At 33.2% G+C, this 16,561-nt stretch carries 17 protein-coding genes, 1 other RNA gene and 1 other annotated feature; of the genes, 6 read left to right on the top strand and 12 right to left on the bottom strand.

What is annotated here, in order from left to right; genetic code table 11:
• Positions 1-326 precede the first annotated feature (326 nt).
• The 7 genes from A5880_RS01165 to A5880_RS01195 all read right to left on the bottom strand — a co-directional run bounded on the left by A5880_RS01165 (position 327) and on the right by A5880_RS01195 (position 5,905).
• Positions 327-638 (bottom strand): V-type ATP synthase subunit F, encoded by a 312-nt coding sequence (locus A5880_RS01165; protein WP_086330251.1) that lies wholly within the window; start codon positions 636-638, stop codon positions 327-329.
• Positions 628-1,629, bottom strand: coding sequence for a V-type ATPase subunit (locus tag A5880_RS01170; RefSeq protein ID WP_086330252.1), 1,002 nt, complete (start codon positions 1,627-1,629; stop codon positions 628-630). Before A5880_RS01170 ends, A5880_RS01165 begins: the two co-directional genes overlap by 11 nt.
• Positions 1,630-1,706: 77 nt before the next feature.
• Positions 1,707-2,288 (bottom strand): V-type ATP synthase subunit E, encoded by a 582-nt coding sequence (locus tag A5880_RS01175; RefSeq protein ID WP_086330253.1) that lies wholly within the window; start codon positions 2,286-2,288, stop codon positions 1,707-1,709.
• A gap of 13 nt (positions 2,289-2,301) precedes the next feature.
• Positions 2,302-2,775: a V-type ATP synthase subunit K gene (locus tag A5880_RS01180; RefSeq protein WP_086330254.1), complete on the bottom strand. Its 474-nt coding sequence runs from the start codon at positions 2,773-2,775 to the stop codon at positions 2,302-2,304.
• 15 nt (positions 2,776-2,790) lie between these two features.
• Positions 2,791-4,794, bottom strand: a complete 2,004-nt coding sequence (locus tag A5880_RS01185) for a V-type ATP synthase subunit I (protein ID WP_086330255.1) — start codon at positions 4,792-4,794, stop codon at positions 2,791-2,793.
• A complete protein-coding gene (locus tag A5880_RS01190; protein WP_086330256.1) occupies positions 4,781-5,107 on the bottom strand; it encodes a hypothetical protein in 327 nt (108 codons plus the stop codon). Before A5880_RS01190 ends, A5880_RS01185 begins: the two co-directional genes overlap by 14 nt.
• Before the next feature lie 182 nt (positions 5,108-5,289).
• Positions 5,290-5,337 (bottom strand) — a sequence feature (sodium ion sensor (DUF1646 type); this cis-regulatory element may regulate processes involved in with the transportation of sodium ions).
• A gap of 250 nt (positions 5,338-5,587) precedes the next feature.
• Positions 5,588-5,905 carry a hypothetical protein gene (locus tag A5880_RS01195; protein ID WP_086330257.1) on the bottom strand — a complete coding sequence of 106 codons (318 nt, stop codon included), beginning with the start codon at positions 5,903-5,905 and terminating at the stop codon, positions 5,588-5,590.
• Positions 5,906-6,108: 203 nt separating this feature from the next.
• Between A5880_RS01195 and A5880_RS01200 the strand changes: the two genes are divergently transcribed.
• The 3 genes from A5880_RS01200 to A5880_RS01210 all read left to right on the top strand — a co-directional run bounded on the left by A5880_RS01200 (position 6,109) and on the right by A5880_RS01210 (position 9,820).
• Positions 6,109-6,432, top strand: a complete 324-nt coding sequence (locus A5880_RS01200) for a hypothetical protein (RefSeq protein ID WP_086330258.1) — start codon at positions 6,109-6,111, stop codon at positions 6,430-6,432.
• Positions 6,433-6,898: 466 nt separating this feature from the next.
• Positions 6,899-7,813, top strand: coding sequence for a helix-turn-helix domain-containing protein (locus A5880_RS01205; RefSeq protein WP_086330259.1), 915 nt, complete (start codon positions 6,899-6,901; stop codon positions 7,811-7,813).
• Between the two features lie 357 nt (positions 7,814-8,170).
• On the top strand, positions 8,171-9,820 hold the full coding sequence (locus A5880_RS01210; RefSeq protein ID WP_086330260.1) for a YfhO family protein: 1,650 nt from the start codon (positions 8,171-8,173) through the stop codon (positions 9,818-9,820).
• Between the two features lie 101 nt (positions 9,821-9,921).
• Here the strand turns inward: A5880_RS01210 and A5880_RS01215 are convergent, their stop codons facing one another.
• Entirely contained in the window at positions 9,922-10,248 is a 327-nt protein-coding gene (locus A5880_RS01215) for a DMT family transporter (RefSeq protein WP_086330261.1), read from the bottom strand.
• A gap of 633 nt (positions 10,249-10,881) precedes the next feature.
• Here A5880_RS01215 and A5880_RS01220 point away from each other — a divergent pair.
• The 3 genes from A5880_RS01220 to A5880_RS01230 all read left to right on the top strand — a co-directional run bounded on the left by A5880_RS01220 (position 10,882) and on the right by A5880_RS01230 (position 13,082).
• Entirely contained in the window at positions 10,882-12,189 is a 1,308-nt protein-coding gene (locus A5880_RS01220; RefSeq protein WP_086330262.1) for a Y-family DNA polymerase, read from the top strand.
• 21 nt (positions 12,190-12,210) lie between these two features.
• The gene (locus tag A5880_RS01225; protein ID WP_086330263.1) at positions 12,211-12,594 is read left to right on the top strand and encodes a hypothetical protein; all 384 of its coding nucleotides are present in this window, start codon (positions 12,211-12,213) and stop codon (positions 12,592-12,594) included.
• Between the two features lie 110 nt (positions 12,595-12,704).
• Positions 12,705-13,082 carry a hypothetical protein gene (locus A5880_RS01230; protein ID WP_143353632.1) on the top strand — a complete coding sequence of 126 codons (378 nt, stop codon included), beginning with the start codon at positions 12,705-12,707 and terminating at the stop codon, positions 13,080-13,082.
• 499 nt (positions 13,083-13,581) lie between these two features.
• On the opposite strand, the gene ssrA is transcribed toward A5880_RS01230, so the two are convergent.
• The 4 genes from ssrA to A5880_RS01250 form a co-directional block, all read right to left on the bottom strand.
• Positions 13,582-13,949: a transfer-messenger RNA gene (ssrA, locus tag A5880_RS01235) on the bottom strand.
• A 189-nt stretch (positions 13,950-14,138) separates the two neighbouring features.
• Positions 14,139-14,570, bottom strand: a complete 432-nt coding sequence (locus A5880_RS01240) for a VOC family protein (RefSeq protein ID WP_179190387.1) — start codon at positions 14,568-14,570, stop codon at positions 14,139-14,141.
• Positions 14,571-14,636: 66 nt separating this feature from the next.
• Positions 14,637-15,116: a GAF domain-containing protein gene (locus A5880_RS01245; RefSeq protein ID WP_086330266.1), complete on the bottom strand. Its 480-nt coding sequence runs from the start codon at positions 15,114-15,116 to the stop codon at positions 14,637-14,639.
• Positions 15,117-15,760: 644 nt separating this feature from the next.
• Positions 15,761-16,558 (bottom strand): MurR/RpiR family transcriptional regulator, encoded by a 798-nt coding sequence (locus A5880_RS01250; RefSeq protein WP_086330267.1) that lies wholly within the window; start codon positions 16,556-16,558, stop codon positions 15,761-15,763.
• Between the last annotated feature and the right edge of the window lie 3 nt (positions 16,559-16,561).

Genomic DNA, 16,561 nt, shown 5'->3' on the forward strand with positions numbered 1-16,561 from the left:
TCGGTCTTCGACTCCGCTTATTTTTTCTTTTTTCCGAGGAATTAGCCTGTAAAGCTAGACTACACAAAAAGCTGAGCAGGCTCGTTTGATTCCGATAGAAAAATAGAAAAATATGTCTGAGTCGGTCTTCGACTCCGCTTATTTTTTCTTTTTTCCGAGGAATTAGCCTGTAAAGCTAGACTACACAAAAAGCTGAGCAGGCTCGTTTGATTCCGAACGAAAAATAGAAAAATATGTCTGAGTCGGTCTTCGACTCCGCTTATTTTTTCTTTTTTCCGAGGAATTAGCCTGTGAAGCTGGATTACATAAATACCTATTTCAATTACTTATAAAATATTTTGTCCAACAGCTCTTTCTACGTTATCCTGAATTTCTTTCAATCCAATCCCTTTCGTACCATTATGGCTTGGTATCAAGATAATCGCAGGTGTTACTTCACTTTTATAACGTTCGATTGTTTCTGTAGCTAATACTGATGCATCCTCTGTAATAAAAATCACACCAAATTGATTTTTTGCCATTGACTCAATCGTTTCTCTCACTTGTTTTGCAGAAATGGCATAGACGACCTCAAAACCAAAAAACTTAAACGGCATAACAGAATCCCTATCACCAATCACACCAATTTTATGTGCCATCTGTTATCCGCATCCTTTCTCTAATAACTTCTACAGGGAAATTACTTCGCTTCCCGACTAAAATCAAACGCAAATTTTTCCATTCAACTTCTTTCGCATTCAAAAAGGCAAGTAACGGTAAGGGACCAAAAGCAACAACTTTTGCTTTCTCATACATCCTGGTTAGATAGTCATCTTTAATTTTTTCAAAAATAACCAAATCAAGTTCTTTCGTTTCCGGTGAAACACTTGATCCAACAAGTCTACCGTAAGTCGTTGTCAATACAAAATCGGTAAATGTAGCTAATGATTGTCCTGTATAAGCTAAAAACTGCTCTTTAGGAATACTTCCTGAACTTGATAATACCGTAGATAAAAAGTTTTCGTGTTGCTCTTGAATAATCCCTCTGGCCATAGTTGAAATGTTAGTCAAATCAATAAAAGCCATTACTTCATTCAAGATATCTTGGTTCCCTAACTTTTCAGCTAACTGTCGTTGATAGGTTAAAAAACTTCGATCATACATAATATCAATTGCCTGGAGTAAATTAGATTCTTGTAAATAATCTAACACCTCATTAATTGCAGTCATTAGAAATTCAGGTAGTTCTGTAGACATTCGAGTATGGATAGCACTCTTAACAGTCTCCAAGGAATAACAACCATCGTAAATAAACAAATATTCTAACTCTTTGCCAGTCACTTCTGCTTTCGTTAACACTTTTAAATTATGAAAAGTCAATCGTGATGTATAAATCGTTACAACTTCAGGCTCTGGTGCCATTTCATACAGCCATTCGTATAATTTTCCTTTTTCATTTGCATAGATATATTCAAAACGCTCAACGAAATCATCAAGCATGTAATTGCCATAAACAGTGTTCTTCAAACTATCTTTCAGTTCTTCTATGCTTTTAGCATGTAATAGTTGCTCATACTGAGTATTACTCAAAAGCTCTGTTTCTTTCAGACGAATCAAAGGATTGATTTGATTGTACGCAGTTTCTTTCATCATGATCCTCCTATCATAAAAAATGGAGCAAACCGCTTTGCTTTTCAAAAATTGTCAAAGCGGCTACATTGTTGCACTTAGTTAAACAACATTTCTGCGATATGAAAGCTCTCTATTTTCTTTACTTCCTGAACCAAAATTGGAAATAAAAAGTTATACTCAATCCCAGCTTTAGCTACAACAAAACCTCCGACACCAGCGATTGTTTCACTTGCCAGCACAAGTCTAATTTGCTCAGTTGAGTGCTCTGATAGCCATTGTTCAGTGAGTTTTTCTTTTGAAAACTCACCTAATCGTATGATTGCTTCTCCTTCGAACGGCAACTGCGCAATAATTTGTTGTGCAAAGTTTTGAAATTCAACTTCAGTCCAGTGGTTCATGCGTTCAATTGATTCAGAAAACAGTTGTTCCAGATAGCCTTGTTTTTTATTCAATGTCGCTTGCTTGATTTCTAGTTGTTGACGATTTTGCTTTTGTTTAAACGCTTTATCGGCTTGTACTTCATTTTTTTTGATCATCGTACTCTCTTGCAAAAAAAGCGCCTCTTCTTGTTCTTGAAATTCCTGATCAATACGTTGGGTTTCAGTTTGTTGTAATGCTTCAACTTCGGCTTGACCTTTTTCTAGAATTTGTTCGACAATTTTTTCAATTGCATCCATATTTTTCCTCCTGTTACTTCACATTTAGTACAAGTAAAAATGAGATAACAAACCCAAGAATCGCATATGTTTCAACCATTGCAGCGTAGATGATTCCTTTAGTTGCATGTTCTGGTTTTTTCGCCAAAATCTGAATACCAGCCGCCGCTACACGTCCTTGAGCGATTCCGGAAAAAAGACCTGCGAAGGCAATTGGCAGTGATGCAACAAAATAATCCATTCCCTGAACCATTGACATACTATTGTCCAAGTTGATAAAAATCAAAAAGGCAATAACGAATCCATACAAGCCTTGTGTACCTGGAAGTAATTGTAAAATCAACGCTTGACCAAATTTTTCAGGCTGTTCTGTTGTTAGTGCCGCCGCTGCCTCACCAGTAAAGCCTACTCCTTTAGCTGAGCCAATCCCAGCTAAAATTGTTGCCATTGCCATTCCTAAAACTGCAAAAATAATTCCACCATTGTTGTTAATTAAATAATCAATCATACTCTTATTCCTCCACTATTTTTTGACTTTTGATTTTTTTTCAATATTCATGTATTTCTCTTCCGTTTTTAACGGCTGAAACGCGCGACCGCCACCAGTATAAAATTTTCCGAAGAACTCTACATACTGCAATCGAGCACCATGAACATAAGCACTCAACAAGCTTAAAAAGAGATTCAACGCATGTAAGGCAACAATCAACACTATTCCGACTGTAAAACGAGCTACTGGCGGCATAAATGCTACTAGCATATTAAAAGCCGCAGCAATACTTCCACCCGAAATTCCTAGAGCCATCAAACGCGTATAACTTACTAAATCGCCAATATAGCCCGTTAAACCATACAAACCATACAATCCTTTGGCCAATCCTTTTACTTTAGATTTTGTTTGGAAAATAGGAACGATAACAATCGAAACCGCTGAAATCACAGAAACAATCACACCAGCCATAACAACACCATCATTATCAAGAATTAACATCCCTAACACAGCAATCAAAATCCCGACTAGCAACCCTTGCCAAGCGAAACTTTCACCAATACTTTCTAAATAACGCTTACGCTTGGTTAATTCGATGCCATTGACCATCAAACCAGTCATTAATTGGATAAATCCAAAAATAACAGACAGGATTAAAATTGTATTGACATCTTCTGTCGTTGATAAGATAGGAAATGGTAAGTTGATACCACCGATAGATGCAGGCAATGATGCACCAAAAAATGAACCATATATAAAACCCCATATAATTGTGGGAAAAGATAAAATCAAAAAGAAATCTGCAAAACGTTTCATCTCTCTTGGCAAAACGATTAATTTACGAGCCAGAAATGCACCAAGAAGCATCAACACACCATAACCTATATCAGCTACCATCATACCGAAAAATACCATATAAAAAGGAGTCATAATCGGTGTTGGATCAATTTCATCATATTTTGGTAAACTATACATTTCAGTCAACATTTCAAAAGGCGCTACTAAACTATTGTTTTTCAACTTAACAGGAATATCTTTTTTAATCTCTTCATCGGATGGCTGATCAAACGCCACATAGACTTCACTTTCAAGATGTTCTTCTTGCAACGCTAACGTTAGTGCAGCTTTTTCGTCAACTGGAATCCATCCTTGCATCAAAACAAAATAAGAAGTATTCAATAAATGTTTTTTAGCGGCTTCTCTGTGAATGTATGCATAGGTCATTTCTTCCGCTTGATATAACTCTGTTAAATAATTTCTAACAGTAGATAAACGTGTCTTCAACTCTTTTTCTTCTTCTACTAACTGCACAAGTTCGGATTTGTTTTTAAGATATGCCTCTTTAGGTAACACATCATATGGATAGTCAAAGGGTTGAAAACTATATCGCGCTGTCACCTCTGTTACAGCCATCTGTTGGCTTTTTAGATAAATCAAACTGTAATAAACGTGATTTGGGCTATGATAGATTTCTTCTACATAGACGGAATCCACATTTTTCATATCAGACAAAAAAACAGTCTGATTCGCTGTATTGATTGTACCTAATAAAATAGCTGTTGTTTCTAAGGAATTATTTCGTGGAACAATATCTAAATACTGCCAACGTGTCAGCCATTCTTCTTTGGCGTGTAACTCTTTTCGTGTTGATTCAATGAGCGTTAACTCTTTTTTTAAGGTAGCTATTTCGCTTAAATAGCGGTTAATAGTTTGTTCATCAAATGATTCTTCAAGCAAAGACAATGTAGATACTTGTCTTTTTAACGATTTCTTTTTAGCATTACTCGGCGCATATCGTTCTATAAAAATAAGCGCTTCTTGAATCTCTGTAAGCATTGTTTGATAGCGTTTCTTTTTTGTATTATCCATTGGCATCATTGTTGAAGAAAAGTGTTCTTTTACATAAGAGCTATCTACATTCGAATGAAAAAAATCTTTGATCTCGATTGTTTGCAAGCCTTGAATCAGCTGAAGAATGTTCTCTTCTTTTTCTGCAGCGGCAATAATCGTCATTTTTTCCATTTTATTGACTGCCATAGATTTCTTTCACCCTTTCTATTACGTGATCAATCATTGTTTCTTTGTTCTTTTGATATTTTTCTCTAAACTCTTGGTCTTGATTCTTCGCATCCTTGAGCAAAATTTCTTTTTCTTTTTGGAGTTCGTCTGTCCTTTTCATTTCAAATTCGTGAAGGAATGTCGTTACTTTTTCTTGACTGTCTTCTTGTTGCTTCTTAAGACTTGCTGACTTTTTTTGTTCGTAGGCAATCAATTCTTCTCTTGTTTTTTGTCTCATTGATTCAACTTTTTCCTCAGCTTCACGAATTCGATCTAACGCTTCTAAAACCATTTCTTCACCCCTGTCATTTCCATAATAGGTACCTATTGTTAGTATAACCTAAAGAGTATTTCAAACATATTTTTAGACATTTAAAAAAGGAATATATCATGTTTTTAGAAATCAAAAACATAAGCTATCCCTATTACTCTTTACAAATAAAAAATAAAAAAGGACGTAAGTTCAAAAAATCGTTCTTCTCACCCCTTGAAGAACCCGATCCTTGAAGCTTTCGCCCAACCATTATTATTAATATAAAATTATTTTAGCAAAATTCCAGCTAAATTACAACAAATATTAAGTGTTCACTTACTTGATCCTTCCTGTTCATCTTATCCTTTTTGAACAAAAAAACCTATCTTCTCTAGAAGATAGGCAAGGAGTTTTACTCATGAGAGTAAATGAAAAAAAGTTTATTGTTAGGATACGTTCATATTACTCTCCCGTTTTGACTTTTACAAATGATATGCACAAGTATTTTTCTTTTTTAACTCAAAAGAAAAATGCTTCTAATTCATATGGAATTTGGCTAACTCGTTCAACAATCGTCTCTTTCCACACGTCTGTAAACCAATCGTATTGAATTTGATTGATAATGCTTTTTTTCACCTCTGTAAGCATTGATTCATTATCAATCTCGCCGTCATAAAATGTTCCTAACAAGGCAATCATTTTTGTATTACTATGTTGTTGAAAGCGATAAATACGTCCCTTTTCTATGTAATAAAACCAATGATTGATAACAACTACAAATCGCTCATCCTTATTTTCTAGCAATAGGGTAAACATTTTAGTGGTGATTTTCTTCATGTGCTTTCTCCTTTGATTTTCGCTCGTTTTATCATAGCAAACTATTAAAAGATAAACAATATTCATCCAACTTCTGCTACCATTGACTTTATTATGCTATCCACACAGTATTTAAAGGGATAAAATCTTTATGTTTAAAATTGAGCACTTTTTGATATAATAAAAAAGAACACTTAGTATTTTATCAAATTGGAGGATAAACAATGGCGCAAAACTTAATCAAAATAACCACAAGTTTTCACAACACTTGGCTGATCGACCTAAAACAAGATTCGTTTTCTGAAAAAAATGATATTTTATTTGGCGATACATTGAGACTCTCTATTTCCAAAAATGATTCCTATTTTTTTTCAGAAGCAGTCCCTTTAACATATAACAAAGAGGTCTTATCTAAAGAACCCCCTACTGAAAATGACATTCTATTTTTTAATTATATGAAACTTGTCCAAGAAAAAATGTTTTCAAAAGCCTTGGCCACTAAATACGCCATAGAAGAATATGTACTTTCTGAGGATTTAAAAGAGTAGCGTGAGCAAAACAAATAACAGCCTCTGATTTACTTCATTCAACAGGAAAAGTAAATCAGAAGCTATTATTTCGCACTTTTTTTTGTTACGCACTTTTTACTAATACATTTTAGTTTTTTTTAGTTAAATTGTTTGTTTACAAGAATTGTTTTGATTATTTAAAATCAAAGAAAAAATACACTTTTAGCCTCCAGCACAAATGACATAGACACTAATAGCTCCTGATACTAACGCCAAAAAAGAAACCATTCAAAACACCTCCTACTTAATTTTCAAAAAAACCAGTGTTTGCAAACAAATAATTTTCCTTAAGTAAAGAATAACAAACAAAGTTGAAAATGGAAAGTAAAAAATTTTCAAAATGCGAAATTAGCATGTAAAACATAAAAATATCACAATTTTTTATAAAAAAAAGCAATTAAAGACTAATGTTATGCTATAATCGCATAACAAAGGAGGGAAACCCTTGAATATCATAGATACTTTACGTTTTTTTAGATTGAAACTAAAACTCACACAAAAAGAAATGATGCCTGATTATACGGATCCATCAACATATTCAAAAATCGAAAGTCACCGACGTTCCTTGAAAGTAAGTGAACTAGAAGAAATACTGAGCCATATATCTATCAATACTGAAGAATTTTTCAATTTCGCAACTTTTGATAAAGAACAACAAAACTTTAGAAAATACTTTTATTATTGTGCTAATCATTTAGAAAATAAAAGTACTAAGCAAAAATTACTAAGCTATTATTTTTCACTAGTAAGTAAAGAAAAAAAAACATTGCGAGAATTATCAAATTACATCGCAATTAAGAATTTTTTCCATATACATTGGCATGAAGTTGACGAAATTACTCCAGAAGAAATTACCACTACTTTAAACGAACTATTAAATAAATCGTTTTATCTTCAATACGATTATGTTATTACAAGTAATCTTATTCGCTTTCTCAACGCTAAAGAAGCTGATTTGCTTATTGCCAAAATGTTTCCAATTAAATTTGAAGAGCAACGAGATTTCACTACGAAGAAATTCGCTCTTAATATCCTAATTAATCTAATTTCTTTAAAGTTATATGCTAAAGATTACGATGGTGCGGAAAAAATGATTAAATTGGCAAAAAAACAAGATAAACAAAATGAAAATTATCATTTTAAATTGAACTTACAATATCTAAATAATCTTTTAAACTATCTTCTTGAGGGTGAACCAATTTATATGGAGCGCGTTTATGACTTTATTCATCTATTAGAAAACGCTGGAGATATTGCTCATGCAAACAATGTAAAAAAAGAAGTAAAGATGTTGACCCATGAAAGAGATAGCGAAAAAATGCTGAAAAACTATACAGTTGGATTATTAAAAGAAAGTTAATCCTTATTAAACATCCATAAAACAAGAATATCCCACCTTTCTCAAGGTGGGATAAGGAGTATTACTCAAAGTGAGTAAAATGAAAATACTGTTAGGGTACATTTATAATACTACATATTGTAATTAATATCAACCCTTAAGTTCGAGCGTTTTTATTTACTCAAATCTTATATAAAAACATCTTCCTTTTTTTGCTGGGCTTAGCTTACCTATTCCTCATCTCATCCTTTAATTTAATGGTTTATTCTTCTAGTTTGTATCTATTATTATTGTTCCCTAGCCCCCATTATCTTACCTTATCCAAATACCTCATTTTCTGGTAAAATAAAGAAAATGATATGATCTAGGAGTAATAACGTGAAAACTAACATAACCAAAGCACCCTTCGTTATAGTAACGATTTTATTAGGAATCAGTCTCGTTTCAATCTTTCCTTATTTCTTAAATGATTCCATTTTTAGCCAAGACGATCTTCTCTTCCATCGAACAAGACTGGAAAGTTATTACCAAGCAGTAAAGCATTTGAATTTTTTCCCAAGAGTATTTCAAAATATGGGGTTAAACTTTGGTTATGCCGCAGATTTATTTTATCCATCAATTCTACTATTCCCTTTTGCTTTATTTAGAATCATTGGCATCGACTTTGTTGCCTCTTATTATTTGTACCAGCTACTAATTAGCTTCATTACTGCAAGCACTGCATATTATTTTATGTATTCAATCAAACAGTCAAATAAAATGGCTCTTTTATTTTCTTGTTTTTATACATTGTCTACCTATCGTTTGATCGATCAATCTGTAAGAGCTGCGCTTGGAGAAACCTTGGCATTTAGCATTTTGCCATTATTAGTATTAAGTATCTACTCAATTTTTTATACAAATACACAGAGGTGGCAATTACTAGGCATCAGCATGAGTTTACTCATCGCGAGTCATTTAATCACAGCTTTGTATTCCTTTATATTTCTCGTGGCTTTCATCTTAATTCAATGGAAAAAATGTCAATGGGCTCAAATTCAAAATTTACTCAAATCAGGAGCTTTGGCTATTGGATTATCCGCATGGTTTCTGTTGCCTTATTTTGAACAGGTTTATCATACAATATTTAATTTTAGCAAAGTACAATTATGGGCTACTGGGTTGAATTTTAGTTTAGGAGACTTGTTTGTAAACAGTCTTTCTTCAATGAGTGCTCCTTTCACAGATTTAAAACCAAATATAGGTTTACTGTTGCTCGGAACAGTGGTGATTGCTTTGTGTTGCTATCCTAAACTGACGCCTACCAATAAAAAACTTACTCTATTAGCTATCTGTTCAATAGGACTTGCTACAAACATTTTCCCATGGGCACTGTTTAAAGTATCTATATTAGCAACAATTCAATTTCCCTGGAGATTGTTACTGTTTACGTCTTTTTTCACTAGTTTGCTTGCCGTTTGTCTAATGGAGCAGTTTCACTTACTTTCTACTAAAAATGTTCTTATATTGCTTGGACTATCGAGTTTTCTAACGCTTAGTTTTAATATGAATAATATAGAAAAAAGTATGGTCCAAAACAACCTAACTGTTACGAATAAAAATGTGACTAGTTTCTATGAATCTGAGATTGGTCATGGAAAAGAATACCTAGTAAAAGATACCGATTTCAAGAAATATTTTAGCTCTCCTACACTATTTCTTGACGGCGTTCCTTATGAAAATTCACCAAGTCAAACGTTGACAAAATATAACTATGACCAATATATTTTGCGTACAAATGGGACGCAAGAAGTGCAACTCCCTAAATTTTATTACATCGGTTACGAGGTTAAAGACAACCAGAAAGTGATTCAATACTATAACAAAGATGGCGTAGTGGCAGTCAAACTGCCAAAAGGAATTCACACAGTGACTATTTCTTATAAAAAAACAACTATCCAAAAACTATCTACTCTTTTTTCACTCTTATTAGCTGGTTTTCTTATTTTAAATAGATGGATTCGAAGAAATCAACTTTCTGATAAATAATGTTGATTAGATAACAAAAAAAGATCATTCATTAGAGAAAATATATCTCAATGATGATCTTTTTTGAACGCTACTAACTTTTTAGACGATTGGATTTTTACTTAATGACCAGTACCAAATATATTGACTAAAACCGTACCAATAATGATAAATCCAATGCCGATAATGGTTGGCAGATTGATTTGTTCTTTCCAATAAATGACAGAAAAAAGGGTAATCAAAATGATACCTACCGCTCCCCATAATGCATACGCTACATTTAGCGGAATATATGTGATTGCTTTAGATAAACTATAAAAACAAACGATATATACAATCAAACATTCTAGCGATGGTAAAAGTTTGCTAAATCCATCTGTTGCCTTTAATAAATTGGTCGCTATGACTTCGCTTATTATTGCAATAACCAGATATACATATCCTAACATTTGAATTTTCCTCCTCGTTATACCTACGTTATTATATCAGAATTTAAGAGTCATAGAGCACTAAACGACCAAGAAAAACTCTTTTACCCATGCAGATTTTTAGAAAAACTAAAAGATCGTTCTAATATTTTGATTTTCCATTCTTTTTACGTTAGAATATACCTCATGAAAATATTTAAAAAACAAAAAAAACATCTCATTTATCGCTATTCTTGTTTACTATGTAAGTACTCATTTGTCTTGACTTATCATCCAGGAGAAAAAGTTGCCTGTCCAATGTGCCAAAGTAACTCTCTTGTTCAGATAGAATTATAGAGATATTTACTTCATTCCAAAGTAGCGAAACAAACCTGATCGGACTAACACGGACAGGTTTGTTTTTTTTATGAATAATACATACTTATTAATTAAAATAACAACATTTTTTATAAAGTAATAAAAAAAGACCTGTCCTTTGGATTAACTATTTACATACTATTCCTTATTTTTGATTCACACAGGCTCTAAATTAGTTGTATTCAGTGTAAAAAAATTATGAACTTTTATCTTTTAGACAAGTATCTTATGCTAGACAAACAGAACTAACGTTCGTATAATAAATTCACATCATAATTCTATTTTGAGGTGAACATTATGAAATTTGACTATAACAAAGAAGATCGCAGAGATGTCTTGTGTATTGATGTTAAATCATTTTATGCATCAGTTGAATGTGTACAAAGAGGACTTCATCCTTTGAGAGAAATGCTTGTTGTAATGAGTCACTCAGAAAATACCAGTGGTCTTGTCCTAGCTTCCTCACCAATGGCAAAAAAAAAGCTAGGGGTGTCAAATGTGATGAGAAAATGGGACTTACCTGATCATCCAGAGTTAAAAATCGTTCCACCTCGCATGAAGCTTTATATAGAGGAAAATATGAAAATCAACAGTATTTATAAAACTTATGTTGCTGAAGAAGATTTACTTATTTATTCTATCGATGAATCTTTTTTAGATATCACTGCCAGTAAACATCTTTTTGCTTCAACCTCCTATGAGTTAGCAAGAAAAATCCAAAGACGTATTTATGATGAAACAGGTTTGTATGTTACTGTGGGGATTGGCGATAACCCTCTCCTCGCAAAGCTCGCATTAGATAATGCAGCAAAGTACAATCGTGATTTTGTCGCTGAGTGGAGATACGAAGATGTTCCTGAGACAGTGTGGAAAATTCACCCTATCACCGAAATGTGGGGAATCGGAAATCGGACAGCAAAACGTTTAGAACTATTTGGTATAAAATCCGTATATGATTTAGCACATGCAAATCAATATCTACTTAAAGAACGAATAGGCATTATCGGTCAACAATTACACGCACATGCTTGGGGAATCGATCGAAGTAAATTATCAGACACCTACACGCCAAGAGAAAAATCTTACAGTAATAGCCAAATATTGCCGAGAGACTATTTAAAGAAAGAAGAAATTGAAGTAGTGATTAGAGAAATGACCGATCAAGTTGCAGCAAGAATCAGACGGCACCATGCACAAACAAAGTGCGTCAGTTTATTCATAGGCTATTCCATAGGTTATCTAGATTCAAAAGGTAAAAAAGGGTTTCATCAACAACTCAAAATTCCAGTTACCAGCAGCACAAAACTATTAACGACATATTGTCTTGAACTTTTTAGACAAAATTGGCAAGGTCAAGAGATACGTCATGTTGGAATTACCTATTCTCACCTTGTATACACCGATAGCGTACAGTTAGACTTATTTCATGATCCAAACGAGCAAGTTCAAGATTTAAAACTAGACTTATTAATTGACACTATTAGAAAAAAATACGGATATACGTCACTTATCCATGCAAACTCAATAACAAAAGGAGGAACTGCCGTTTCAAGAGCTTCTCTTGTTGGAGGTCATGCTGGAGGAATGGATGGTATTCAAGAATAATATATAGAAAGGATGGTCATTATGCCATCTAAAATAGATTTATCTGATCCCTATTTTAACGATTATCAGGACAGAGGTATAAAGAAATGGAATGGCTTTTACCTATCTGAACACACGTCAATAATAGATAAAGAAAAAACAGCAGCAAAAAAAAATATACCTCAAAAAAGAAGAATGACTGAAGGTGAAATTGGACAATTGCTTGAATTTGCTTTTAATAATAACCGACAAGTCACTATTCAACTTGAAATAGTTGATTCAGAAGGCAATTACAACGATGATACTATCGGATTTGTAGAAGGGTTTGATGAACTTGGATTGATGATCGGACTACAAAAGGTACACTATGATGAAATAAGAAATGTCGAATTGTTTCATTTGAAAAAATGGAGCGATATGACATAAATCTAATCGAAGCATACAAAAAATTTCAAAAATACATATGAGGTTGTGATGAACGAAGTCAGATTTTATGAAGAAAACTGGCTGTATCTCCTGATTCTATGGTTCGCTTTATGATACATATTAGAACACGAATAAGAAAGAACCTAGGAATTGAACCTCTTTCTCGTACTATGTTAGATTTCAATCTAATACTCTTCACTTTTTTACTTTTCTCTATAAATTTAACTGAAATTATTATTAAAACAAATTCTACACCATTAATCGGCACTGGATTAGTAACTTCCACACCTGAAAGCATTGAATTTTCTCAAACACCTGATGGACGATTATTAATGATTACTGTAGTAAACGGAGTGAAGCAAGAAACGATAAAAGAAGTTGATGGTACACTTACCGCAAACGGCCAAAATTATCATCCTTATGATAAATCAATCGAAGAATTTCAATCTACAAATGTAAAACAAAATAATGAACAATATGGGTTGTAAAAAAATTTTGATTGGTTTTAACCAAGTATTAAATAATACCTCGTACGATGATTTGGTTCTGGATTTATTTATACAAAAAAACCATAAAATAGTCCCGCAAACTACTAAGTTCGACGAAAAAGTATTTATTGCACTGGTTAAAACTTTTTCCATAATTTAAATTCAGAATTGTATCCATTTTCAAAAACGCTTTAAACCTATTTAAGCCCTTAGGTTTTACTGTAGAGACTTTTTTTTAGCTCTGCGTAAATCGTATATTACCATTCTTTTCTTTGATAAAATTCTTAGCATCATTATCTTACAAATTTTAGTTATACAACTTAGCGTCATCATTTTACAAGCTCCTAATTTTGAGTATGTAATAGCCCTCCAATTTGCTAACTATGTCAATCAGTAAATTAAAACTACTTCAATAGCTACTTCAAACAAAAAAATAGACAGTAGAAACGCTGTACAAACCTCTGTACATCAACGTTTTTACTGTCTGTCTCCATAAAAAGAATGGAGACGGCGGGAGTCGAACCCGCGTCCAAACACATTGCCACTTAAACTTCTACGTTCATAGTCATACTATTTTAAGGCTTCGCTGAAGTTCATGCCGCATAACAGGCCCAAACTCTCGCTAGTCTGATGATCTCTTCTACATTTTACAGACGGAAAAATGTAGCGTATCCCACTTCATTTGAGACCCTTACCCGAGCACATGGGCGATGCCAGGAGGATCTTCACTCGCTGTTTTTACGCAGCTAGAGCGAAAGTATTGTTTTCGTTTTTAGCAGTTATATTTAACTGTAACGTTTTTACGTAGACGTAACCTACGAAACGCAATTCAAGCTCAACTATGCCTGTCGAATCCGTAACGTCCCCGTTAAGATTAAATAGCATAATATACGCTTAACATAGTATAACATAATTCGTTTTTTTTTTAAAGGTTTTGTCTTTACTGATCTGCCATTCTAGGATTTCACAATAACAACTATTTCCCCTACACAAAAAGGCGATCGACAGATTATAGAAATAGTCCATCGATCATCCTAAAATTATTGTATTCAGCTATTACTCACTAGCATCCAAATTAAACATCCAATTAATGCCAAATTTATCTACAAGCATCCCATATTTTTTTGACCAAAAGGTTTCTCCTAATGGCATTGTAATCTTGCCGCCTTCTGATAAACTCGCAAAAAGACGATCAATTTTTATTTCATCTGTTGTATTAATAACTAAAGAAACATTGTTGCCCTCAATAAATGTCATGCCCATACCATCTGGCACATCAGAAAACATAACTGGTACTCCCTCAATGGTCATAGAAGCATTCATAATAAGTTCGTTCCATTCTTCTGGTATTGGATGATTTGGATCTTGAGGCGCATCCACAAATCTCATTTTATCCTTACAAGTCACATCAAATACTCTTTCATAAAATGCAATTGCCTCAGTCGCTTCATTTTTAAAATTTAAATATACTTCTAACATGCTTCTCATCCTCTCAATCTATTTTCCATAATTATCTCATGACAGTGTAGATTAAGCGAAAGACAAGCTCAACGTTCATGAAAAATCTGTATTTTCCAATAAAGCAACAACGAACGCCTCCAAATATTTTTGATCAATCTCATCATAACCATTGACTACAGAACTGTCTAGGTCTAAAACACCTAAAAGCTGGCCGTCTTGAACCATTGGTACGACGATTTCAGAACGTGCAGCCGAATCACAAGAGATGTAATTTTTATGATTTTTCACATCATCCACTAACAACGTTAGACGTTTTTCAGCAGCCTCCCCGCAAACCCCTTTTCCCATACTAATTCGTGTACAAGAAACTTTTCCTTGAAATGGTCCTAAGACTAATTCATTTCCGTCAAATAAATAGTAACCTGCAAAAACAGTATTAGGTAAGGCATCTGCCAAAAGTGCTGAAGAATTTGCCAAGTTAGCGATTTTATCATGCTCTATTTCGCTGATTGCAGCTTGTTGTTGAACAAGTAATTGATACGTTGCGATCTTCTCTTCTTTGCTTTTCCACATATTTACTTCCCTCTCTCTTTTAAAACTAAAATCAGAAATTTATTAATTATTATAGCATAAACGTTGAATCGTAAGAATTCCTTAACCCATTCTCCAAGTATCATCCTATTCTTCATAACAAGTTCAAACGAATTCACACTTTTTTCGATTTTTTTTATGTTTGATTTAATCTATTAAGGGTATAGTTTAATCATAGTAAACAAGCAATAAATTTTGTGGATGAACGTGGTGTTATAACTCTTTGAGGACTAACGGATGTTTATTCTCGACCCGATGAGGTGTAGGTTCGAATCCTACCGTCCACGTATGTGCTGTAAATCAGTACTTAATTATAAAAATGCTAACAGAAGGGAAAGAGGATCTATGATAAAAATCCTAGTCACAACTGCAACCTTATCTGCACTCTCACTTACCGCATATTCATTTTTGAAATTTATACCAAAGCATCCATATGATTATGGAAAACTATAATAAAAAAAGAGGACGAGATATAATGGGGTAACTCCAAGAAAAAGAGAGAATTTATGAAAAATTCACTTTTTACTCCCCATTTATTCAAATTTAGGGAGCGAAACAAAACTGTTCTTTCGTTTTGTTTCGCTCCCTTTTTTGTTCTAGCTTGATAGTAATTTCGGAAAAAATAATTATTTAAAAACCAAGTGATACTCTCCATCTTCTGCATTGTCTAAATATTGATACAAAATTAATTCCAAAACTGCCAACATAGAAATGTGAGAGGTTATCTCCATTTTATTTAGAAACAATTCATCAGTAAAAACATAGAAATTAACATCACTCATGTTTTGAACCACATTGTTATCCGCTCCTGTAATAGAAACTAACAGTGGATGTACAACATTTTTCAAATATTGCATCAACTCAATCCATTCTTCATCCTTACCTTGATAAGTCAAAATAAAAATAATATCAGTTGATTTAATCTGTTTTCTTACTACCGCTCGCATCGCTTGATCTTCCGGGAAAACAACTAAAAAACCAGCAGCTATGAAGAGATATTTGACATATTGCATCAACTGCTTATTCATTCCTTTAGCAAATAAATAAATGATTGGTTTCTTTTTTAAGTACCGTCCTACTATATCTAAACTCTTTTTATCAATTACACGAACTGATTCATTGATATTTTTTAAATATTCTTCTCGATAGTCCGTTTGTGAGACAACGAAAGGACTAATTTTTTCTTCTTTTGTTTGATTTAATAGAGTATATTTGATGACCGTAATAAATTCACTATATCCTGAAAAACCAATCTTTCTAACAAAACGTAGAAAGGTAGTCGTTGAAACAAAACAATCATCAGCTACTTCACGAATGCTTTTATTTTTGATCTCATTTAAATTTTTTACAACATAATCAAAAAGTAAGTGTTCATTTTTGGTTAGTTCTGAAACATGAGGGGTCACTACTTCAAAAAAGTCCATCTT

This window comes from Enterococcus sp. 4G2_DIV0659, assembly GCF_002140715.2.
Classification (GTDB): domain Bacteria; phylum Bacillota; class Bacilli; order Lactobacillales; family Enterococcaceae; genus Enterococcus_L; species Enterococcus_L mansonii.